13 protein-coding genes are annotated in these 15948 nt (G+C 75.3%); all 13 read left to right on the top strand.

The genetic code is table 11. The features are described 5' to 3' along the window. Positions 1 to 75 precede the first annotated feature (75 nt). From ABD126_RS30340 to ABD126_RS30280, 13 genes are read left to right on the top strand one after another with little or no spacing between them, the layout of a single operon-like run. Complete coding sequence (locus ABD126_RS30340; protein WP_343937409.1) at positions 76 to 906, top strand: effector-associated domain EAD1-containing protein; 831 nt, start codon at positions 76 to 78, stop codon at positions 904 to 906. After that, positions 903 to 1565: a hypothetical protein gene (locus tag ABD126_RS30335; protein ID WP_343937408.1), complete on the top strand. Its 663-nt coding sequence runs from the start codon at positions 903 to 905 to the stop codon at positions 1563 to 1565. Before ABD126_RS30340 ends, ABD126_RS30335 begins: the two co-directional genes overlap by 4 nt. 4 nt (positions 1566 to 1569) lie before the next feature. Next, positions 1570 to 2571, top strand: a complete 1002-nt coding sequence (locus ABD126_RS30330; protein WP_343937407.1) for a ThiF family adenylyltransferase — start codon at positions 1570 to 1572, stop codon at positions 2569 to 2571. Next, on the top strand, positions 2568 to 4037 hold the full coding sequence (locus tag ABD126_RS30325) for an effector-associated domain EAD1-containing protein (RefSeq protein WP_343937406.1): 1470 nt from the start codon (positions 2568 to 2570) through the stop codon (positions 4035 to 4037). Before ABD126_RS30330 ends, ABD126_RS30325 begins: the two co-directional genes overlap by 4 nt. Continuing rightward, the gene (locus ABD126_RS30320; RefSeq protein WP_343937405.1) at positions 4019 to 5059 is read left to right on the top strand and encodes a JAB N-terminal domain-containing protein; all 1041 of its coding nucleotides are present in this window, start codon (positions 4019 to 4021) and stop codon (positions 5057 to 5059) included. The genes ABD126_RS30325 and ABD126_RS30320 overlap by 19 nt, the downstream gene beginning before the upstream one ends. Continuing rightward, positions 5010 to 5813: a hypothetical protein gene (locus tag ABD126_RS30315; RefSeq protein ID WP_343937404.1), complete on the top strand. Its 804-nt coding sequence runs from the start codon at positions 5010 to 5012 to the stop codon at positions 5811 to 5813. The genes ABD126_RS30320 and ABD126_RS30315 overlap by 50 nt, the downstream gene beginning before the upstream one ends. Beyond that, a complete protein-coding gene (locus ABD126_RS30310) occupies positions 5810 to 7651 on the top strand; it encodes an ATP-binding protein (RefSeq protein ID WP_343937403.1) in 1842 nt (613 codons plus the stop codon). Before ABD126_RS30315 ends, ABD126_RS30310 begins: the two co-directional genes overlap by 4 nt. Then, on the top strand, positions 7648 to 8802 hold the full coding sequence (locus tag ABD126_RS30305; RefSeq protein ID WP_343937402.1) for an AAA family ATPase: 1155 nt from the start codon (positions 7648 to 7650) through the stop codon (positions 8800 to 8802). Before ABD126_RS30310 ends, ABD126_RS30305 begins: the two co-directional genes overlap by 4 nt. A 14-nt stretch (positions 8803 to 8816) precedes the next feature. Then, positions 8817 to 9611 (top strand): hypothetical protein, encoded by a 795-nt coding sequence (locus ABD126_RS30300; protein ID WP_343937401.1) that lies wholly within the window; start codon positions 8817 to 8819, stop codon positions 9609 to 9611. A 4-nt stretch (positions 9612 to 9615) separates the two neighbouring features. After that, entirely contained in the window at positions 9616 to 9879 is a 264-nt protein-coding gene (locus ABD126_RS30295) for a hypothetical protein (RefSeq protein ID WP_343937400.1), read from the top strand. Next, the gene (locus ABD126_RS30290; RefSeq protein WP_343937399.1) at positions 9876 to 10496 is read left to right on the top strand and encodes a soluble NSF attachment family protein; all 621 of its coding nucleotides are present in this window, start codon (positions 9876 to 9878) and stop codon (positions 10494 to 10496) included. The genes ABD126_RS30295 and ABD126_RS30290 overlap by 4 nt, the downstream gene beginning before the upstream one ends. Beyond that, the gene (locus ABD126_RS30285; RefSeq protein ID WP_343937398.1) at positions 10493 to 12445 is read left to right on the top strand and encodes a hypothetical protein; all 1953 of its coding nucleotides are present in this window, start codon (positions 10493 to 10495) and stop codon (positions 12443 to 12445) included. Before ABD126_RS30290 ends, ABD126_RS30285 begins: the two co-directional genes overlap by 4 nt. Then, complete coding sequence (locus tag ABD126_RS30280; protein ID WP_343937397.1) at positions 12445 to 15714, top strand: WD40 repeat domain-containing protein; 3270 nt, start codon at positions 12445 to 12447, stop codon at positions 15712 to 15714. The genes ABD126_RS30285 and ABD126_RS30280 overlap by 1 nt, the downstream gene beginning before the upstream one ends. Positions 15715 to 15948: the final 234 nt, after the last annotated feature.

The following is a 15948-nucleotide window of genomic DNA, read 5'->3' as shown; positions in this document are numbered from 1 at the left end:
AGTTCGCAACAACTCCCGCCGAATGCGCGACACTGGGGACGTCCATCCGCCAATACCGAAAACCGTGGAGGGCGCGTGGGTCGGGTGACGTTCCAGCAACTGCGCCGCGACGGCGCCTTTCCCCTGCTCGGGACGTTGTTCGGGGACCGGTCGTCGGTGCTGGCGCTGCTGGAGGACGCCGGTGTGCCGGCAGCCGGCGTGCCGCCGCCGGACTCGTTGCCGCCCGAGCGGTTCTGGCGGGAGGTGTGCCGCCGAATCGATCACGGCGGATTTCCACTCGACCTGGAAACGCTCCTGCTCGCGGCGGCCGAGTGGTATCCCGGAAATGCGGAACTGCGCCGTCTGCTCGCCGGTTCCGGACCGGGCCGCGCGCTGTGCCTGCTGGCGTCTCCCACTAATGCGGCGCGAGTTCGGCTGGAAGTCGAGCACCGCACCATTCTGGAGGCGTCCGCACAATTGCGGAATTTGTCGGTGGTGGTGAACCCGGCGACCCGGGTCCGCGACATCGTGCCCGCGTTGTTGGCCGCCCAACCCGACCTGGTCCACTTCGCCGGGCACGGCACCCCCGACGGCAGCCTGCTGTTCGAGGACGACGCCGGTCACGCCGCCCCGGTCGCGGTGGACGACCTCGCGCGGACCTTCGCCGTCCTGGACGAACTGCGCTGCGTCCTGCTCAACTCCTGCTACACCGCCGCTTACGCCCACGCGCTGCGGTCGCGGGCGGAAGCGGTGGTCGGCTCCACGATCCCGCTGGGCGACGCGTGCGCGACCGCGTTCACCCGGGGCTTCTACACCGCGCTGGGCCACGGCGGCACGCTGCGCCGCGCCTACGACGCCGGGCTGGCCGAGATGGGGCTGGGCGGCTGCCCGGTGTCCGGCATGCGCTACCTGGAGGGCACCGCATGACCCGCCACCCCGAGGCCTCGCACGCCGAAGCCCCACACGCCGAGACCCCGCAGCCCGGGACCGCGCGGCCCGAGGGCGAGCGCTCGGCCGGGCCACCGGCCGCCGAGGACGGCTTCACCGAAGGGCTGCGCCGGGGCGTGGACCGCACCAACTCCGGTGTCGACGGGCCGGCGGTCACCACCGCGAACTCGTTCTGGGTCGCGGGCGGGCAGCAGGTGTGCCCGGTGTGCCGGCACACCTTCCGGGTCAACGACCGCGTCCACGTCCAGCACGCCACCGCCGACGGCGCGGCCCGGGTCGTGCACGCGAGCGAGGAACTGCCCTGCCACGGCGACGCGACCGCCGGGCAGCGCGACGACCCCGCGCTGGCCACCGAGTTCTACGCCGCCATCGACCGGCTCGACGCGCTCAACCAGGTCGCCCAACGGCTCAACCCGAGTTCGTGGATGGTCGCGAACCTGCCCAAGCGGGTGCGCTGCGCGGGCTGCGGGCACAGCCTGCGGCCGTTCGAGGCGGTCGTGCTGTGCCCGTGCGACGAGACCGCGCCCAAGTGCAAGCTGCCCGTCCACCACGACCCCGCGCGCGGCCTGGACTGCCGGGACCGCTGGCTGCTCAACAAGAAGCTGGCGCACTGCCCGATGAGCTACCGGAAGAGGTGACGCGGTGGCCGACCGCTACGCCCGGCACGCGCTGGTCCCGGGGTGGGACCAGGCGGCCCTGGTGCGCGCGGAGGTCGTCGTGGTCGGCGCCGGCGCGCTGGGCACCGAAGTGGCGCGGCTGCTCGGGCAGGCGGGCGTGGGCCGGCTGGTGCTGTGCGACCCGGACGTGGTCAGCGAGTCGAACCTGAGCCGGGGCGCGTTGTTCCGCGCCGCCGACGTGGGGCGGCCCAAGGTCGAGGCCGCCGCCGAGGCGCTGGAGGTCATCGCGCCGGACACCGTGGTCGATCCCCGGCACGCCGAACTGGCCGCCGCGGCCGGGCTGGGCGAGCTGCGGTCGGCGGCGCTGGTGGTGAGCTGCCTGGACAGCCTGGCCGCCCGGCTGCGGCTGACCACCCGGTGCAACCTGGTCGGGGTGCCGCTGCTGGACGGCGGCACGTCGCCGTGGGGCGGCGAGGTGCGCTACCACGCGGCCGGTGACGCGTGCTTCGGCTGCGGGCTCGGGGCCGCCGACCGAACGGCCACCGACGACCCGTGGAGCTGCGCCGACCTGGCCCGGCCCCGGCACCGGGGCGCGTCGGCCCCGATCTCCGCCCTGGTCGCGGCGTGGATGACGACCACCGCCCTGCGCCTGCTGTTCGGCCACCGCCCCGGCACGACCGTCGTGCGCGTGGACCCCGTGCGCGGCGCGGCGCACCCGGTCCGCGTCGAGCGCGACCCGGCGTGCCCGTTCCACGAAACAGTGACCGAGGTCGTCGCGTTGCCGCACAACCACTTCGGCACCGCCGGGGACGTGCTCGCGGCCGTGGACGACGGCGAGGTCGCGCTGACCTGGACGCCGTTCCCGGTCGACGGCCGCACCAGCGTGCACCTGCGCGACGCGCCGCCGGGCGCGCGCCTGGCCGACCTGGGCGTCGCGCCCCGCGAGCTGCTGCCCGTCGTCACCCCCGGTTCCGCCGGTCGGCTCCGCTACCTGGAGCTGGCCCCCACCGGCGAAGGAGCACCATGAGACAAGAGCTGGCCCGCGACCTCGCGGCGATCTTCGACACCGAGGAGCCCGCCCGGGAGTTCCTGCGCGAGGCGGGCTACCCGGCCAGCCGGATACCGCCGTTCACCTCCAACGCGCGGGCGTTCTGGCTCAACGTGGTCGGCGAGCTGGAGCGCGGCATCATGGCCAACGGCCCGGAGGCCGTCGTGCGCACCGCGCTGAGCTGGTACCCCGACAACGACCTGCTCGCCAAGTGGCTGGCCGAGCTGACCGGCGGCGCCGCGGAGACCCCGCAGGACACGCCGACCACCGCGGGGTCGGCCACCGCCACCGAGGCCGGGCCGCGCCTGGAGGACAGCGGGCCGTGCTTCGTGCTCTACGCCATCACCTCCGACCAGCACTCGGCGTTCGTGGACGCGGTGCGCGCGGTCGCCGGGCCCGAGGCCGAACTGCTCTACACGACGCCGCACGTGTCCGCGGTGCGCATCCCCGACCCCGGCCAGCGGGCCGACCAGATGGTGGCGGCCGTGCAGCAGGAGCTGTCCCAGCGCGGCTCCAACGCCACGGTGAACTACGAGCGGCACCCGTTCCGGCCCTACCTGATCGCGAGCCTGGTCGTGCAGGGACCGGACGGCCAGCCCTACGAGCTGCGCGCGGTGCCCGCCTCCACGCTGGTCTCCGACATCCCGTTCGCCGTGCTCAGCCAGTACGACGACGAGGCCGTGCGCAACCGGCGCGGCGAGTTCCCGCGCACGGTCGTGGACGTCGTCGGCGCGGACGGCCAGACCCGCAGGCTCGACCCGAACCAGACCCTGCACGAGGCCGGGGTCCGCGACGGCGACGCCATGCAGGTCGCCGCGCAGGCCACCGCCGGTTCGACGCAGCGGTGGCAGCAGTGGGTCGAGCGGGCCAGCGCCCAGATCGAGGCCTACGCGCGGCGGCACGACGAGTTCGACATCGTCAAGACCAACAGCCGCGAGCTGCCCACCCAGTTCACCATCCGGATCACCACCACCGGGTTCGCGCTGCCCGAGGACGCCGACCCCTACCGGCCCGAACCGGTCGAGGTCGGGCAGCACGAGGTGCTGATCGCGCTGGACCGCGAGTTCCCGCGCGAGGCGCCGCTGGTGCTGTGGCAGTCGCCGGTGTTCCACCCCAACATCGCCCGGCTGCCCGGCCCGCTGCCCAAGGGCGCGGTGTGCCTGGGCGCGCTGATGGACGCCTACCGGCCGGACCTGGACTTCGCCGAGCTGTGCGGGATGCTCGTGGACATCGCGGGCTACCGCAACTACGAGGTGCTCGACCCCGACGAGGAGGGCGAGGGCTACTTCGACCGCCAGGCCGCCCGGTGGGCGCGGTCCGCGGCGGGCCAGGACGCCATCGAGGCCATCGGCGGGCGGCGGGTGCACGAGCTGGCCCGGGAGACCGCGGACCAGGAGCGGGTGCCGATGCCGTTGACCGTGCGGGCGTGGGGCGTCCAGGGATGACCATCGCCGAGGTGATGCTGTTCAAGGGCGACCGGCCCCGGCCGCGCTACTTCGGCCGCCTGTCGCTGGAGCCGCTGCTGCGCGAGGCGTTGGACGAGTCGGACGAGGACATCACGTTCGTGCTGGTGTTCCACCAGGTCGGCGAGGAGCAGGTGGCCGAGGACGGGCTGGTGAACCTGCTGCCCGACTTCGGCGAGCTGGACGTGCTGGCCGTGCGCGGCAAGCAGATGGTGTACCGGCGCAAGTTCGGCGTGGGCGCGCTGCTCGGGCCCGTGCTGCGGCGGCTGGTGGACCGCCTGGACGCCGACGAGCGGCACTGGTCGTTCCGGATCAGCCACCCCGTGCTGGACGGGGAGCGCAGCTACCGCAAGGCCCCGTCGATCGAGGGCGCGGTGGACGTGAACCTGCACCGCCCCACCAACCAGCCGCTGTTCACCATCAACAAGGTCGAGGAACCGGCGGTCGCGGAGGTGCGGCCCGCCGACCACGGGATGCCCGAGGAGTACCTCACCCCCATCAACGTGCTGATGACGCCCGGCGCGCACGCGTTGCTGCTGAGCGACCTGCCGCTGTCGCAGCGGATCGAGGAGGGCGGCTTCTTCCTCGGCACGGTCCGCGCGATCGCCGGCGACGAGACCCGCTACCTGGTGGAGATCACGGCCGTGACGCCCGCGCAGAGCTCCGGCGCGGGCAAGGGGCACTTCACCTTCACCGCGGACTCGTTCGCCGCCGTCAACCAGCTGCGCGCCGAACGCGGGCAGGGCGAGGAGCTGGTCGGCTGGTACCACACGCACCTGTTCGAGGCGGGCACCGGCCTCGGACTGTCCGATGTGGACCTCGACCTGCACTTCGCGACGTTCCGCAGGCCCTGGCAGGTGGCCGGTCTGCTCAACGTGACCAAGCACAGACGGGTGCTGCGCTTCTACGGCCGCCAGGACAACGACATGAGGGCTTGCACCCAGTGGATCAGACATGAGCGCGACAGATACCTCCCTGCGGGTGTTGGAGTGGACGACGAGTGACCGGGCCGGCCAGCCGCCGCGCGGCGACCTGGGCGCGCCCGCGGAACTGGCGCGGCCGGGTCCGGACGTGCTGGCCGCCGTCGGCCGGCTGGTCGCCGTCACCAGCGCGAAGCTGCGGTTGAGCGGCCCGCCGCTGGGCGACGCCCGGCCGGCCGGGGTCGGCGCGGCGCTGCTGTGCGCGGCGGTGGGCGGGCGGCAGCGGCGGTCGGTGGCGGTCGGGTTGGCGGAGGCGGTGCCGATGCCCAGGTCCGGCGCGGACCTGGTGGCGCACTACGGGGTCTCGGTGCGGTGCGCGGGCGCGTTGGACGCCGGGTTGCGGGAGGTCGTGTTGGCGCGGTCGCCGTTGCACGCCCTGTTCGAGGTGCCCGCGCCGGCGGAGGAGCACGAGGTGGAGGCCGTGCTGGACCTGGCGATCGACGACCCGCCCGCGCGGCGCGCCGCCGTGCTGCGGCTGGCCGACGTGCCGACCACGCCCGCGCAGGGCCGGTGGCGCGGCGAGCTGTTCGAGCGCTTCCGGTTCCGGGACCGGGCGTTCGTGCTCGACGTGTACGAGGCCGCGATGACCTACCACGGCGACGCGCACCGGGCGCGGCTGCGGGAGGCCGAGGAGGACGGCGGCGAGCTGCTGGTGGCCACGGCGCGGTGGTGGCAGGCGCTGGCGTCGGTCGAGCGGGCCCACCGGCGCGACCTGCGCGCGCGGCCCGCGTTCACCGGCTACCTGGACGGCATCCGGTTCCACTGGAGGTACCGATGAGCGAACCGATCAGCCTGCGGGTGGTCATCGAGCAGCCCGAGACCCGGGTGGACGTGCTGGGCGAGGCGCCGAGCGCTCCGGTGGCGGCGGTCCTGGCCCGGCACCGGTGCATGCTGGTCGAACCGCTGCGCCCCGACCAAGCCGCCTTGCCGCTGCACGACTTCGACCTGGAGTTCCAGCTGCGCTCCGACCTGACGCCGGGGACGGTCCTGCACCCGCCGGCGGCCGGGGTCGCGCCACCGCAACCACCGCCGCGGCGACCGCCGGAACCGGGCGCGCCGTCGCCGCGGCACCCGGAGAGGATCACCGAGGAGCAGGCCACCCAGCTCGCCCACGGCGTCGAGATCGAGGCGGCGGCCTCGCTGCTGCGCGCCGACCAGTCCGTGCTGATCACGTGCGAGAAGATCCTGGTCCCCCACCTGGCCGAGCACATCGTCCGCCGCGCCGGGCGCGACCCGCGGCTGCTGGAGGCCGACGGCGACCAGGAGAGCCGGCCGCCGGTCGCCGGGTTCCCCGCGCCGCCCGCGACCCTGCGCCAACGCCTGCTGTCGCGCCTGCGCGACCTGGTCCGCGAGATCAAGGACCGCCAGGTCCTGGTCGTGCCGCACCTGGACCTGCTGGGCGGCGGCCAGGACGGCGCGCTGTCCAACGAGTCGCGCGAGCTGATCGAGCTGCTCTACTCCACCCACGGCTCGCGCTGCGTGCTGCTGGCGTTCGCGGACCCGTCGCTGCCGGTGCCCGAGGTGCTGGCGTCCCGGTTCAGCACCCGCATCGCCATCGAGGGCACGCCCCGGCTGGTCCGCCTGCACACCGGCGACGAACTGCCCTCCCAGACCGCGTTGATCACCCGCGAGGAGGCCGCGCACTTCTCCGTCCGGGAGAACACCGACCTCTACAAGTTCCTGGCGGGCCTGAGCCCGGTCCGGCTGCGCCAGGCCATGCGCTACGCCCACCAGCAGCACGAGGGCAACCCGCAGGCGACCGTGGCCGAGCTGCGCGACACCATCCGGGCGTTCAAGGCGCAGCAGTCGTCCAGCTTCGAGATCCCGGACGTCAGCTGGGACGACATCGGCGGCTACGACGACGTGAAAGCCGCCCTCGAACGCACGTTGCACATCATGAACATGTCCCGCGCGCTGCCCGACGAGGACCAGCACCTGCGGGCCGAGCTGACCCCGCGCGGCTTCGTCTTCTACGGCCCGCCGGGCACCGGCAAGACCCTGTTCGCCAAGGCGGTGGCGAACAAGTTCAACGCCACCATCCAGATCGTGTCCGGCCCGGAGGTCACCAACAAGTTCGTCGGCGAGGGCGAGCGCCGCATCCGCGAGCTGTTCGCCGAGGCCCGCCGCAACGCGCCGTCGGTCATCGTGTTCGACGAGTTCGACTCGATCGCCGCCCGCCGGGGCAGCGGCGACGACGGCGGCAGCCGCGCGGGCAACGCGATGGTCGCCCAGATCCTCACCGAGATGGACGGGTTCCGCCCGGACGTGCAGATGCTGGTCATCGGCACGACCAACCGGCTGGAGCTGATCGACTCGGCGCTGCTGCGCCCGAGCCGGTTCGCGAGCTTCCCCATCGACCTGCCCGACGAGTACGCCCGCCGCGACATCATCCGCGTCCACGCCCGCCGCTACCGCATCCCGGTGGACGGGTTCGCCGAAGCGCTCGTGCGGGCCACCGTGGACTGGAACGGCGACGAGATCCGGGCCCTGTTCCGCGACGCGTTCGTGGCCGCCAAGTACGAGGGCAGGCCGCCGACGCCGACCCAGCTCGGCGAGCTGGTGGGCCGGCACCAGATCAGCCGCAAGCGGGAGCACGTGGGTCGGGGGCGCGTGTGAGCTGGCCCGAGGAGACCACCCGGACGGTCAACCTGCTGGCCGCCGTGGAACGCAAGCTCGACGGCTGGTTCGTCGGGCGGGGCGCGGCCGTGCGGCTGATGGTGCTGGCCGCGGTGTGCCAGGAGCACCTGCTGCTCATCGGCCCGCCGGGCACGGCCAAGACCGACCTGATCTCGCGGTTCTGCGGCCTGGTGAACGCCTCGCAGTTCCGCTACCTGCTCACCCGGTTCACCGAGCCGTCGGAGATCTTCGGGCCGCTGGACTTCCAGCAGTTCCAGGCCGGCACCTACCGCGTCCGCACCACCGGGATGCTGCCCGAGGCGGACATCGTGTTCCTCGACGAGGTCTTCCAGGGCAGCAGCGCCATCCTGAACACCCTGTTGGCGGTGCTCAACGAGCGGTCGTTCGACAACGGCGGCACGCGGCAGCACGCGCGGCTGGTGAGCCTGTTCGGCGCGTCGAGCGAACTGCCCGACGACCCGGCGCTGCTCGCGTTCGCCGACCGGTTCCTGCTGCGGCTGGAGGTCGAGCCGGTGGCCCGCATCCGGCTGCACGAGCTGCTCGACCGGGGCTGGCAGCACCAGACCGAGCAGCTGGGCGGCGGCGGCGTGAACACCTCGCCGCTGGTGTCGGTGTCCGACCTGGGCAAGCTGACCCGGCAACTGCGGCACGTCCGGCTCACCGACGTCCGCTCCCGCTACGCCGACGTGGTGGCCGAGCTGGTCGCGCGCGGCGTGGCGCTGTCGGACCGGCGGATCGTGCGCGGCCTCAAGCTCGTCGCCGGCGCGGCCCTGCTGCGCGGCGCGGAGGTCGCCCAACCGCGCGACCTGTGGCCGTTGCGGCACATCTGGACCGAGCCCGGCGACGCCGAGGTGACCAAGGGCGTGCTGGACGACCACCTGGGCGCGGTCGAGGACGGGTCCGGGGGCCGCTCGGTCACCGCGCTGCTCGAACTGGCCCACCAGCGGGTGCGGCAGCTCGACGACTACCCGGCCGGCGCCGACGGCTCGGCGGTCATGACCACCCTGCGCGTGCTCAACCAGGAGGTGCTGCAACCCCTGCAACGCGGGCACCCCCACGAGCACGCGGCCATCGACACCGTCCGCGGCCTGATCAACCAGGTCACCCAACGGCTGCGCCAGACGACCTAGGAGCGGAAGAACCCATGTGCAATCCACGACGGGTCCGGGTGCGCGCGACCCGGGTCATCTCCGAGCAGTGGCGGACCGAGGTCGTCCGCACCGCGCGGGCGGCGGGCACCGTGGCCGGCGAGGCCACGCTGACCCGCTCGCTGCGCACCCTGCTGGCCCGGCCGCTGCTGGTGGCGTTCGAACGGGCGCTGGCCGAGGACCCCGAGTGGGAGCTGGTGGACGGGGACTACCACCACCGGGTGCCCGACGGGCTGGTGGTGTACCGACCGGCCACCGGCGACCTGGAGATCTCCGTGCGGCTGACCGCGGCCGTCGAGGTGGAGGGTTCGGCGACGCGGGTCGAGTCCGGCGAGGTCACCGACGAGGTGGAGACCGAGCAGGAAGGCCTGTGGTACGAGGACGAGTGGATGGGCCGCACCCGGCGGAAGGCCGAGGAGGAGGCCGGCCGCGCCGCCGAGCGGATCGCCGACGAACTCGCCGAGCGGCGCCGGGACGGGTTGCGGCGGGAGGCCGAGGAGCAGGCCCGGCTGCGGCGCGAGCACGGGACGTCCGCCGCCGAGGCCGACGCGCGGGCCGACGCCGACCGCAAGCTGGAGGAGGAGTCCCGGTTGCGGGAGCGGGAACTGCGCTCGGCCGCGCAGCGACGGCTGGAAGAGGTCCACGAGCGGACCATGCGCGGCGTGCAGCGGGCGATGGTGGCCGGCGTGCAGGGCGCGATCACCGAGTTCGCGCACCGCAACGGGGCGCAGAACTTCGTGGTGCGCGAGGAGGACGGCGTGGTCGAGATCCAGTTCGAGATGGAGTCGTGAGGCCGTGCGGGTCAGGGTGAGCTTGCGCGTCATCGCCGAGACCGGCGAGGTGGAGCTGTTCCAGGTGGACGACCTGGGCGCGGTCCGCGAGGGCGAGGAGCACGACGCCGTCCACGACGAGATCGCCCACCGCGTCGGCCGCGTCCTCGACCCGCGACCGCTGGTCGAGGAGGAGCTGTCGGCCGGGCGGCCCGCCGTGGAGGCGTGGGCGCCGCAGGAGGACGACGGCGAGCGGGGCCGGTCGACCGAGACGCAGGAGAACGGGTGACCGACGCCCGGCGGCTCCTCGAACGCGCGGCCGACTGCTACGAGCAGGCCGGGCTGCCGCTGGAGGCCGCCCGCTGCCGGGAGCGCGCCGGCACCCTGCACCCGGCGGCCGTGCTGTACGAGCGGGGCGGGGACCTGGAGCGGGCCGCCGACTGCTACGCGCGGGCCCGGCTGGTGCCCGAGGCGGTGTCGTGCTGGCTGCGGCTGGGCCGGGTCGAGGAGGCGGCGGGCTGCTGGGAGCAGGCCGGTGACGTCGTGTCGGCCGCGTGGATCCTGGTGACGGCCGCGCGCAACACCGCGCGGGCGCGGTGGCTGGTCGAGGGCGACCGGGCCGAGCCGGGCGTGCGGCGGACGATCGTGCGGGCGCTGTGCCGGGCGGTGGAGGGCGGCGGGCACTCGGCGTTGCGGGAGGCGTTGGCGGCGCTGGACCACCGGCAGTGGGGCACCCCGCAGCGGTGGGCCGTCCAGGCGGCGGACCTGGTGGGGCGGCCGGACCTGGCGGCGCAAGTGTTCGCCGACGCGTTCGCCGGTGGGCACCCGGCGGTGCTGGCGGAGTGGCGGGAGTGGGCGGAGCGGGCGTTGGGCGGCACGGCCGGGTTGCCTGGGGGTGCGGCGTGATCTGGGACCGCATGCGCCGCAAGAAGGCCAACGAGCCCGCCGCCCCGCGCCCGCCGCTGTTCGACGTCCGGCGGGTGGAGCCGCCGGACGACCTGCTCCTGGTGCCGATCGACCTGAGCCGGTTGCCCGCGGAGACGTTGGCACTCATGGGTTTGCCGCCCGACGGGTCGCGCCCGGCGGACTGGCCGGGCGAACTGCCGTGGCCGCCCGAGGTGCCGCCGGAGGTGCTGTGGCTGCTGGACCCGACCGCGCCCCGGCCGGCGAAGCTGCCGCCGGAGCTACCGTGGCCGCCGGACCTGCCGCCGGAGCTGCTGTGGACCTTCGACCCGGACGGGCCCCCGCCGCCGGGGTGGCCCGCGGACGTGCCGTGGCCACCGGAACCGGTGTGGCCCGGGCCGCCGCCGATGCCCGCCCCTGAGCCACCGCAGAACCAGCCGTGGTCGCCGCCCAACGCACCGCAAAGCCAGTCGTGGTCGCCGCCCAACGCACCGCAAAGCCAATCGTGGGGGCCGCCGCCGGACGTGCGTGGGCGGGGGCCCGGCGGGTACATCGGCGATGTCCGGCCGTTGCGGCGTGAGCCCGCGCCCGAGCCGGGTCCGTCCCCCGCTCCGGCCGCCTCCGGTGCCCGGGTGGCGCGGTTCCGCGGGGATGCCGCCGCGTTGGCCTTCGTCGGCGCGTTGGAAGACCAAGCCGTCCGCTGCCACCGCGCGCCCGACGGCACCGTGTGCGTCCCCGTCACCGCCCCCGCCGAGGAAGCCGCCCTCGCGCTCGGCGGTCTCGTCGGTCCCGCGCCGGACACCGCCGGCTGGCCCGTCGTCACCCTCGCCGAGCTGGCCGCGTCGGTGGACGTCCCACCGACCGGGCCGGACCGCGCCGAAGCCACCGTCCTGACCCCGGGTCTGCTCGCCGCACCGCTCGTCCGGTCCTGTTTGGACAGTTCGGTGCCGGTGACCGTCACCGCGGTCGAACTCCGCCGGGGCGGCAACGTCCGACCGGCTGTGCTGCTCCGGCTGGGTGGCGCAGACCCGTTGCCGAAATCGTTGCTGCGCACCACCTCCGCCCTCCCCGACACCGTCGTGTGCCGCGAGATCGGCCCGTCCCTCCTGGTCGACCACCGCGCCCGCTACCCGGTCGACGACGACGTCCTCGCCGCGTCCGTCCCCGCCGGCCACCGGTGGGTCGTGACGTCGGACGGGTCCGGGGTGTGGGACGTCGTGGTGACCGCCCGCGAGACCACGCCGACCCTCGACCTGCCCGCCACCGCTCCCCCGCGCCACGCCGCGACCCGCGTGGACGCGGTCACCATCGGCATCGCCCTCGTGCGCGACGACACCACCGCCGACCGCGTCGACGCGACCCTGGTCTCCGACGACGACCTCCCCGCCCTGCGCGTGTTCCTCGCCCACGGCCCCGCCCGCGAAGCGCTGCACGTCGTCCCCGGACCCGGGCGGCACCTGCTGGTCGAGCCCGGCGGCACCACGGACCCCGTCCCCTTCGGCGTCCCGGTCGCGCGGTTCGGCTCGGACGGCCTGTACCTGGAGTCCGGCACGACCCTGCGCCCCCGACCACCGGCCGGCGCCCTGGTCGAGCACTTCGGGCTGGCCCGCGGCACGGTCGTGGTGGCCACCGCGGCGGGCGCGTTCCGGTTCCGCGCGGAGGACGCCGTCCCGGCCTGGGCGCTGTGGCTGGAGGACCCGCCCGAGGTGCGCGACGGGCTGTCCCCGGCGGCGGAGGGGTTGTTGGCGCGCCTGGAGGAGGTCGCCCGGCCCAGGCCGGACGCCGTCGGCGCGCCCGAGCACGACCCCGCCCGGCGGGTCGGGCTGGTCTCGGCCGCCACCCGGCTGGAGCTGTCCGGCGACCTCGCGGCGGCGGCCCGGCAGCTGGAACTGGCGGGCGACTTCTACCGCGCGGCCCGGCTGTACGAGCAGGCCGCCGGGGGTGGCGGCTGATGGACGCCGACCTCGTCGCTGCGGTGCCGTGCACGGCCCGGGGTGTGGCCGTGTCGCCGGACGCGGGCGCGTTGCTCGCGGTCAGCCGCGCGGGCGTCGAGCTGGTGGACCTGACCGGCGCACCGGTGTGGGCGCGGCGGATCGAGGTCGCCGACGAGCACCCGGTCGAGGTGCAGTGGGCCGCCGACGGGCACGACCCGGTCGTGCTGGCCAACCGCGTCGCGCACGCCCTGGACCCGGACACCGGCGCGGCCCGCCGCCTGCCGCCGGGCGTCGGCGACCGGGACGACGTCACCGCGCTGGCCCTGGACACCACCGGCCGGCTGCTCGCCCTGGGCACCGCGTCCGGCGAGGTCGTCGTGCTGGACCGGCGCACGGCCGTGGTCACCCGCCACGAGACCGGCGGCCGGGTCAACGCCCTGGCCTGGCGGCCCGGCGAACCGGCGCTGTGCGTGGCGGTGCCCAACGCGTTGCAGTGGTGGGACCTCCCGCGCCAGGCCATGCTGCGCAGCATCGGCACGACCACCCACCCGGTGGCGCGGCTGGCGTGGTCGCCGGACGGGAGCCTGGTCGCCGCCGCCGGCACGCGGGACGTGTTCACCATCGACACCGCGTCCTGGCGCGGCCTGGACCGCCGCGACCTCGGCGGCCGGCAGTCCCCGGTCGCGCTGGGCTTCACCCGCAGCGGCGCGCACCTGCTGGTCGGGTTCGGCGACGAGGTCGCGGTCGTGGACCGGCAGCTGGACCTGGTCCGCACGCTGCCGGCCGCGTTGCGGGAAGCGGGCGGGCTGCACGTCGGCGGGTCCGGCGCGGTCGCCGTGCGGGCCACGCCGGACGAGGTCCGGGTGTGGCGGATGCCCGACACCGAGCCGACCCCCGACCGGGCGGCGACGACCGCGGCGGTGCGGCGGTGGGCCGTGCGGGCGGCGCGCAGCGTCGGGCGGGACCGGGCGGTCGACGACGGGGTGCTCGCCGTGCGGTCGGACGTGCTGGTGCCGGCGGGCGACGACCGGTGGGGTCCGGGGTTCGCCTGGCTGGACGGGTCCTACGTGGTGCAGGACGCCGACGGGCGGGTGGTGCGGACCGGCGACCCGGCGGAGGAGCCGCTGTGGGCGGCGGACGTGCCCGCGGTGCCCGGCGGCGTGCTGGACGTGGAGGCCGCCGGGGTGCTGGACGTGGGGGCCGGCGGGGTGCGGGCCGTGGGGGCCGGCGGGGTGCGGGCCGTGGGGGCCGGCGGGGTGCGGGCCGTGGAGGCCGGCGGGGTGCGGGCCGTGGAGGCCGGCGGGGTGCGGGCCGTGGGGGCGAGCGGGAGGCCGGGTGTGGAGGCCGCCGCGCTCGTGGCCGTCGCGTTCCACCACTCCGAGGCGGACACCGTGCTGCTGCTGGACGCGGGCACCGGCCAGCGGGTCGCGTCGGTGCCCGGTGGCCAAGGACCGGCGTGGTCGCCGGACGGGCGGTTCCTGGCGGTCCCCGGGCCTGGGGCGACGCCCGACCACGTGCTGGTCCACGCCGTGCGCCGGGGCGCGCCGGAAGGTCGGCCCCGGGTGCTGCCCGCCCGGCAGGGCGTCGGCCGGGTCGCCTGGTCACCCGACGGCCGGTGGCTCGCGGCGAGTTCTGGGCGGCGGGTCGTCGTGTGGGACAGCGAGAGCTGGGAGCGCGTGCCCGGACCCGCGGAGACGCCCGGCAGGTCGCCGTTCGGGCCTGTCGCGTGGTCGCCGGACGGGCGGTGGCTGGCGGCGGCGGACTCCGGCGTGACCGTGTGGGACGCGGTGACGTGGCAGGCCCGGCGGGTGACCGGGGCCGGGCGGGCGCGCGGGTGGGCGCCGGCGCTGACGTGGTCGCCGGACTCCGCGATGCTCGCGTTCCCCGGCGCGGGCGCGGGGACGGTCGCGCTGTGGGACGTGACGGCGTGGAAGGTCGCCCGGGTGCTGCCCCGGCCGGACGGGGTCGGGGACGTGTGGGCGGTCCGGTGGTCCGCGGACGACGAGATCGGCGTCGGGTACGCGGGCGGGCTGGTGCTGCGGTGGCGGCTGGACGCGGAGGTCGAGCGCGACGCCTCGCCGCTGCCGTTCGACATCGGGGTGCTGACCTCGCTCGGCGTGGCGACCGCGCGGGCCGGCGCGGCGGTCGCGTTGGCCACGGTCGCGGACCTGCTGGCCGTGGTGGCGGGGCGGGACGACGGGCGGTTGGGGTGGTTGCGCGGGCACGCCGGGGTGGTGGCGTTGCGCGGGCTGCGGTGGCCGGTGGCCGCGTTGGTGGGGGTCGTGGTGCTGTTGGCGGCGGAGTTGCCGCCGCAGAGCGGGTTCGAGCCGCCTGGGGGCGCGTTCGAGGACGAGTTGGCGGGTGCGTTGGGCGCGGCGCTGGCGGGGGCGTCGGGTGCGGCGCCGGTGGCGGGGGCGTTGGGGGCGGCGGCGGGCGCGTTGGGGGCGGCGGGTTCGGTGCGGCCCGAGGTGCCGTTGGCGGCGTTGGTCGGCGTGCTGGACGGTGTGGACGACCGGTTGTTGACGATGCTCGGGTTGTTGGGGCCGGAGGCGGTGGCGGCGGAACCGTTGCTGCCGGTGCGGATGCGGGCGTTGCGCGAGCAGTTGTGGGCGCTGGACGCCGGGCAGCGGCGGTTGCTGGGGCTGCGGCTGACCACCCGGGCCGCCGGGCGGGCGCAGGGTGCCGGGCTCGGCGAGCGGGCCGGGTTGGCGCGGCACGGCGCGGTGAACGCGTTGGTGCCGACGCAACTGGCGTTGCCGGAGCTGTTGGGGTTGCGGTACACGCGCGGCGAGTTGCTGTACCGGACGCGGCAGGGCGCGTTGCCGCCGGTGCTGCGGTCGGCGGTGCTGGTCCTGGACGACAGTCCCGCCGCGCACGGGCAGGTCGGGGTGACGTTGCGGATGGTGGCGCACCTGGTCGCTTCGGCGTTGGTGGACGACCACCACCGGTGTGCGGTGGTGCGGACGGGCGAGCCGGGGGCGGCGGTTTTTCTGGGACGGGCGCAGGATTTGACCGCGTTGTGGACGGGTGGGTCGGTGCGGCGGGCCGATGTGGGGACGGCTTTGCGGACGGCGGAACGGGTGGCCGACGGGTTGGCGGACCCGTTGGTCGGGCCGGCTCGGGTGCTGGTGTTGACGCAGGAGTACGCGGAGGTGCCGGAGCGGCCTTCGTTGCGGTGCATCCGGGTTCGGTATCCCGGGCGGGTCGGGGGTGGCGGGTTGACGCTGCGGTGTGACGCTTCGGCTGAGGAAGTGTTGGACGTGGTGGTCGCCGCGCTGGCCGGGTAGGGGCGCTGCGCGCTCTCAAGATCAAAAGCGCCTCGCCGGCGGGCTGACCACCGATGGGGGGGTGAAGGGCGTCGGTTCCCCCACCGCATGGCCTGGCGGAGCCAACCACACTTTCCCGGGGTCGGTCGAAAAACTTTGCTCGTTCCTCGCAAACTTTTTGGCCCGACCCCGGGAAAGTGCGGTAGCCCTTCGGGCAGGCCATACGGTGGGGGAACCGAGGCCCTCCACTTGTGG

It is taken from the genome of Saccharothrix mutabilis subsp. mutabilis, assembly GCF_039521145.1.
Lineage (GTDB): Bacteria > Actinomycetota > Actinomycetes > Mycobacteriales > Pseudonocardiaceae > Actinosynnema > Actinosynnema mutabilis.
This window is presented reverse-complemented; position numbering and strand designations above follow the sequence as displayed.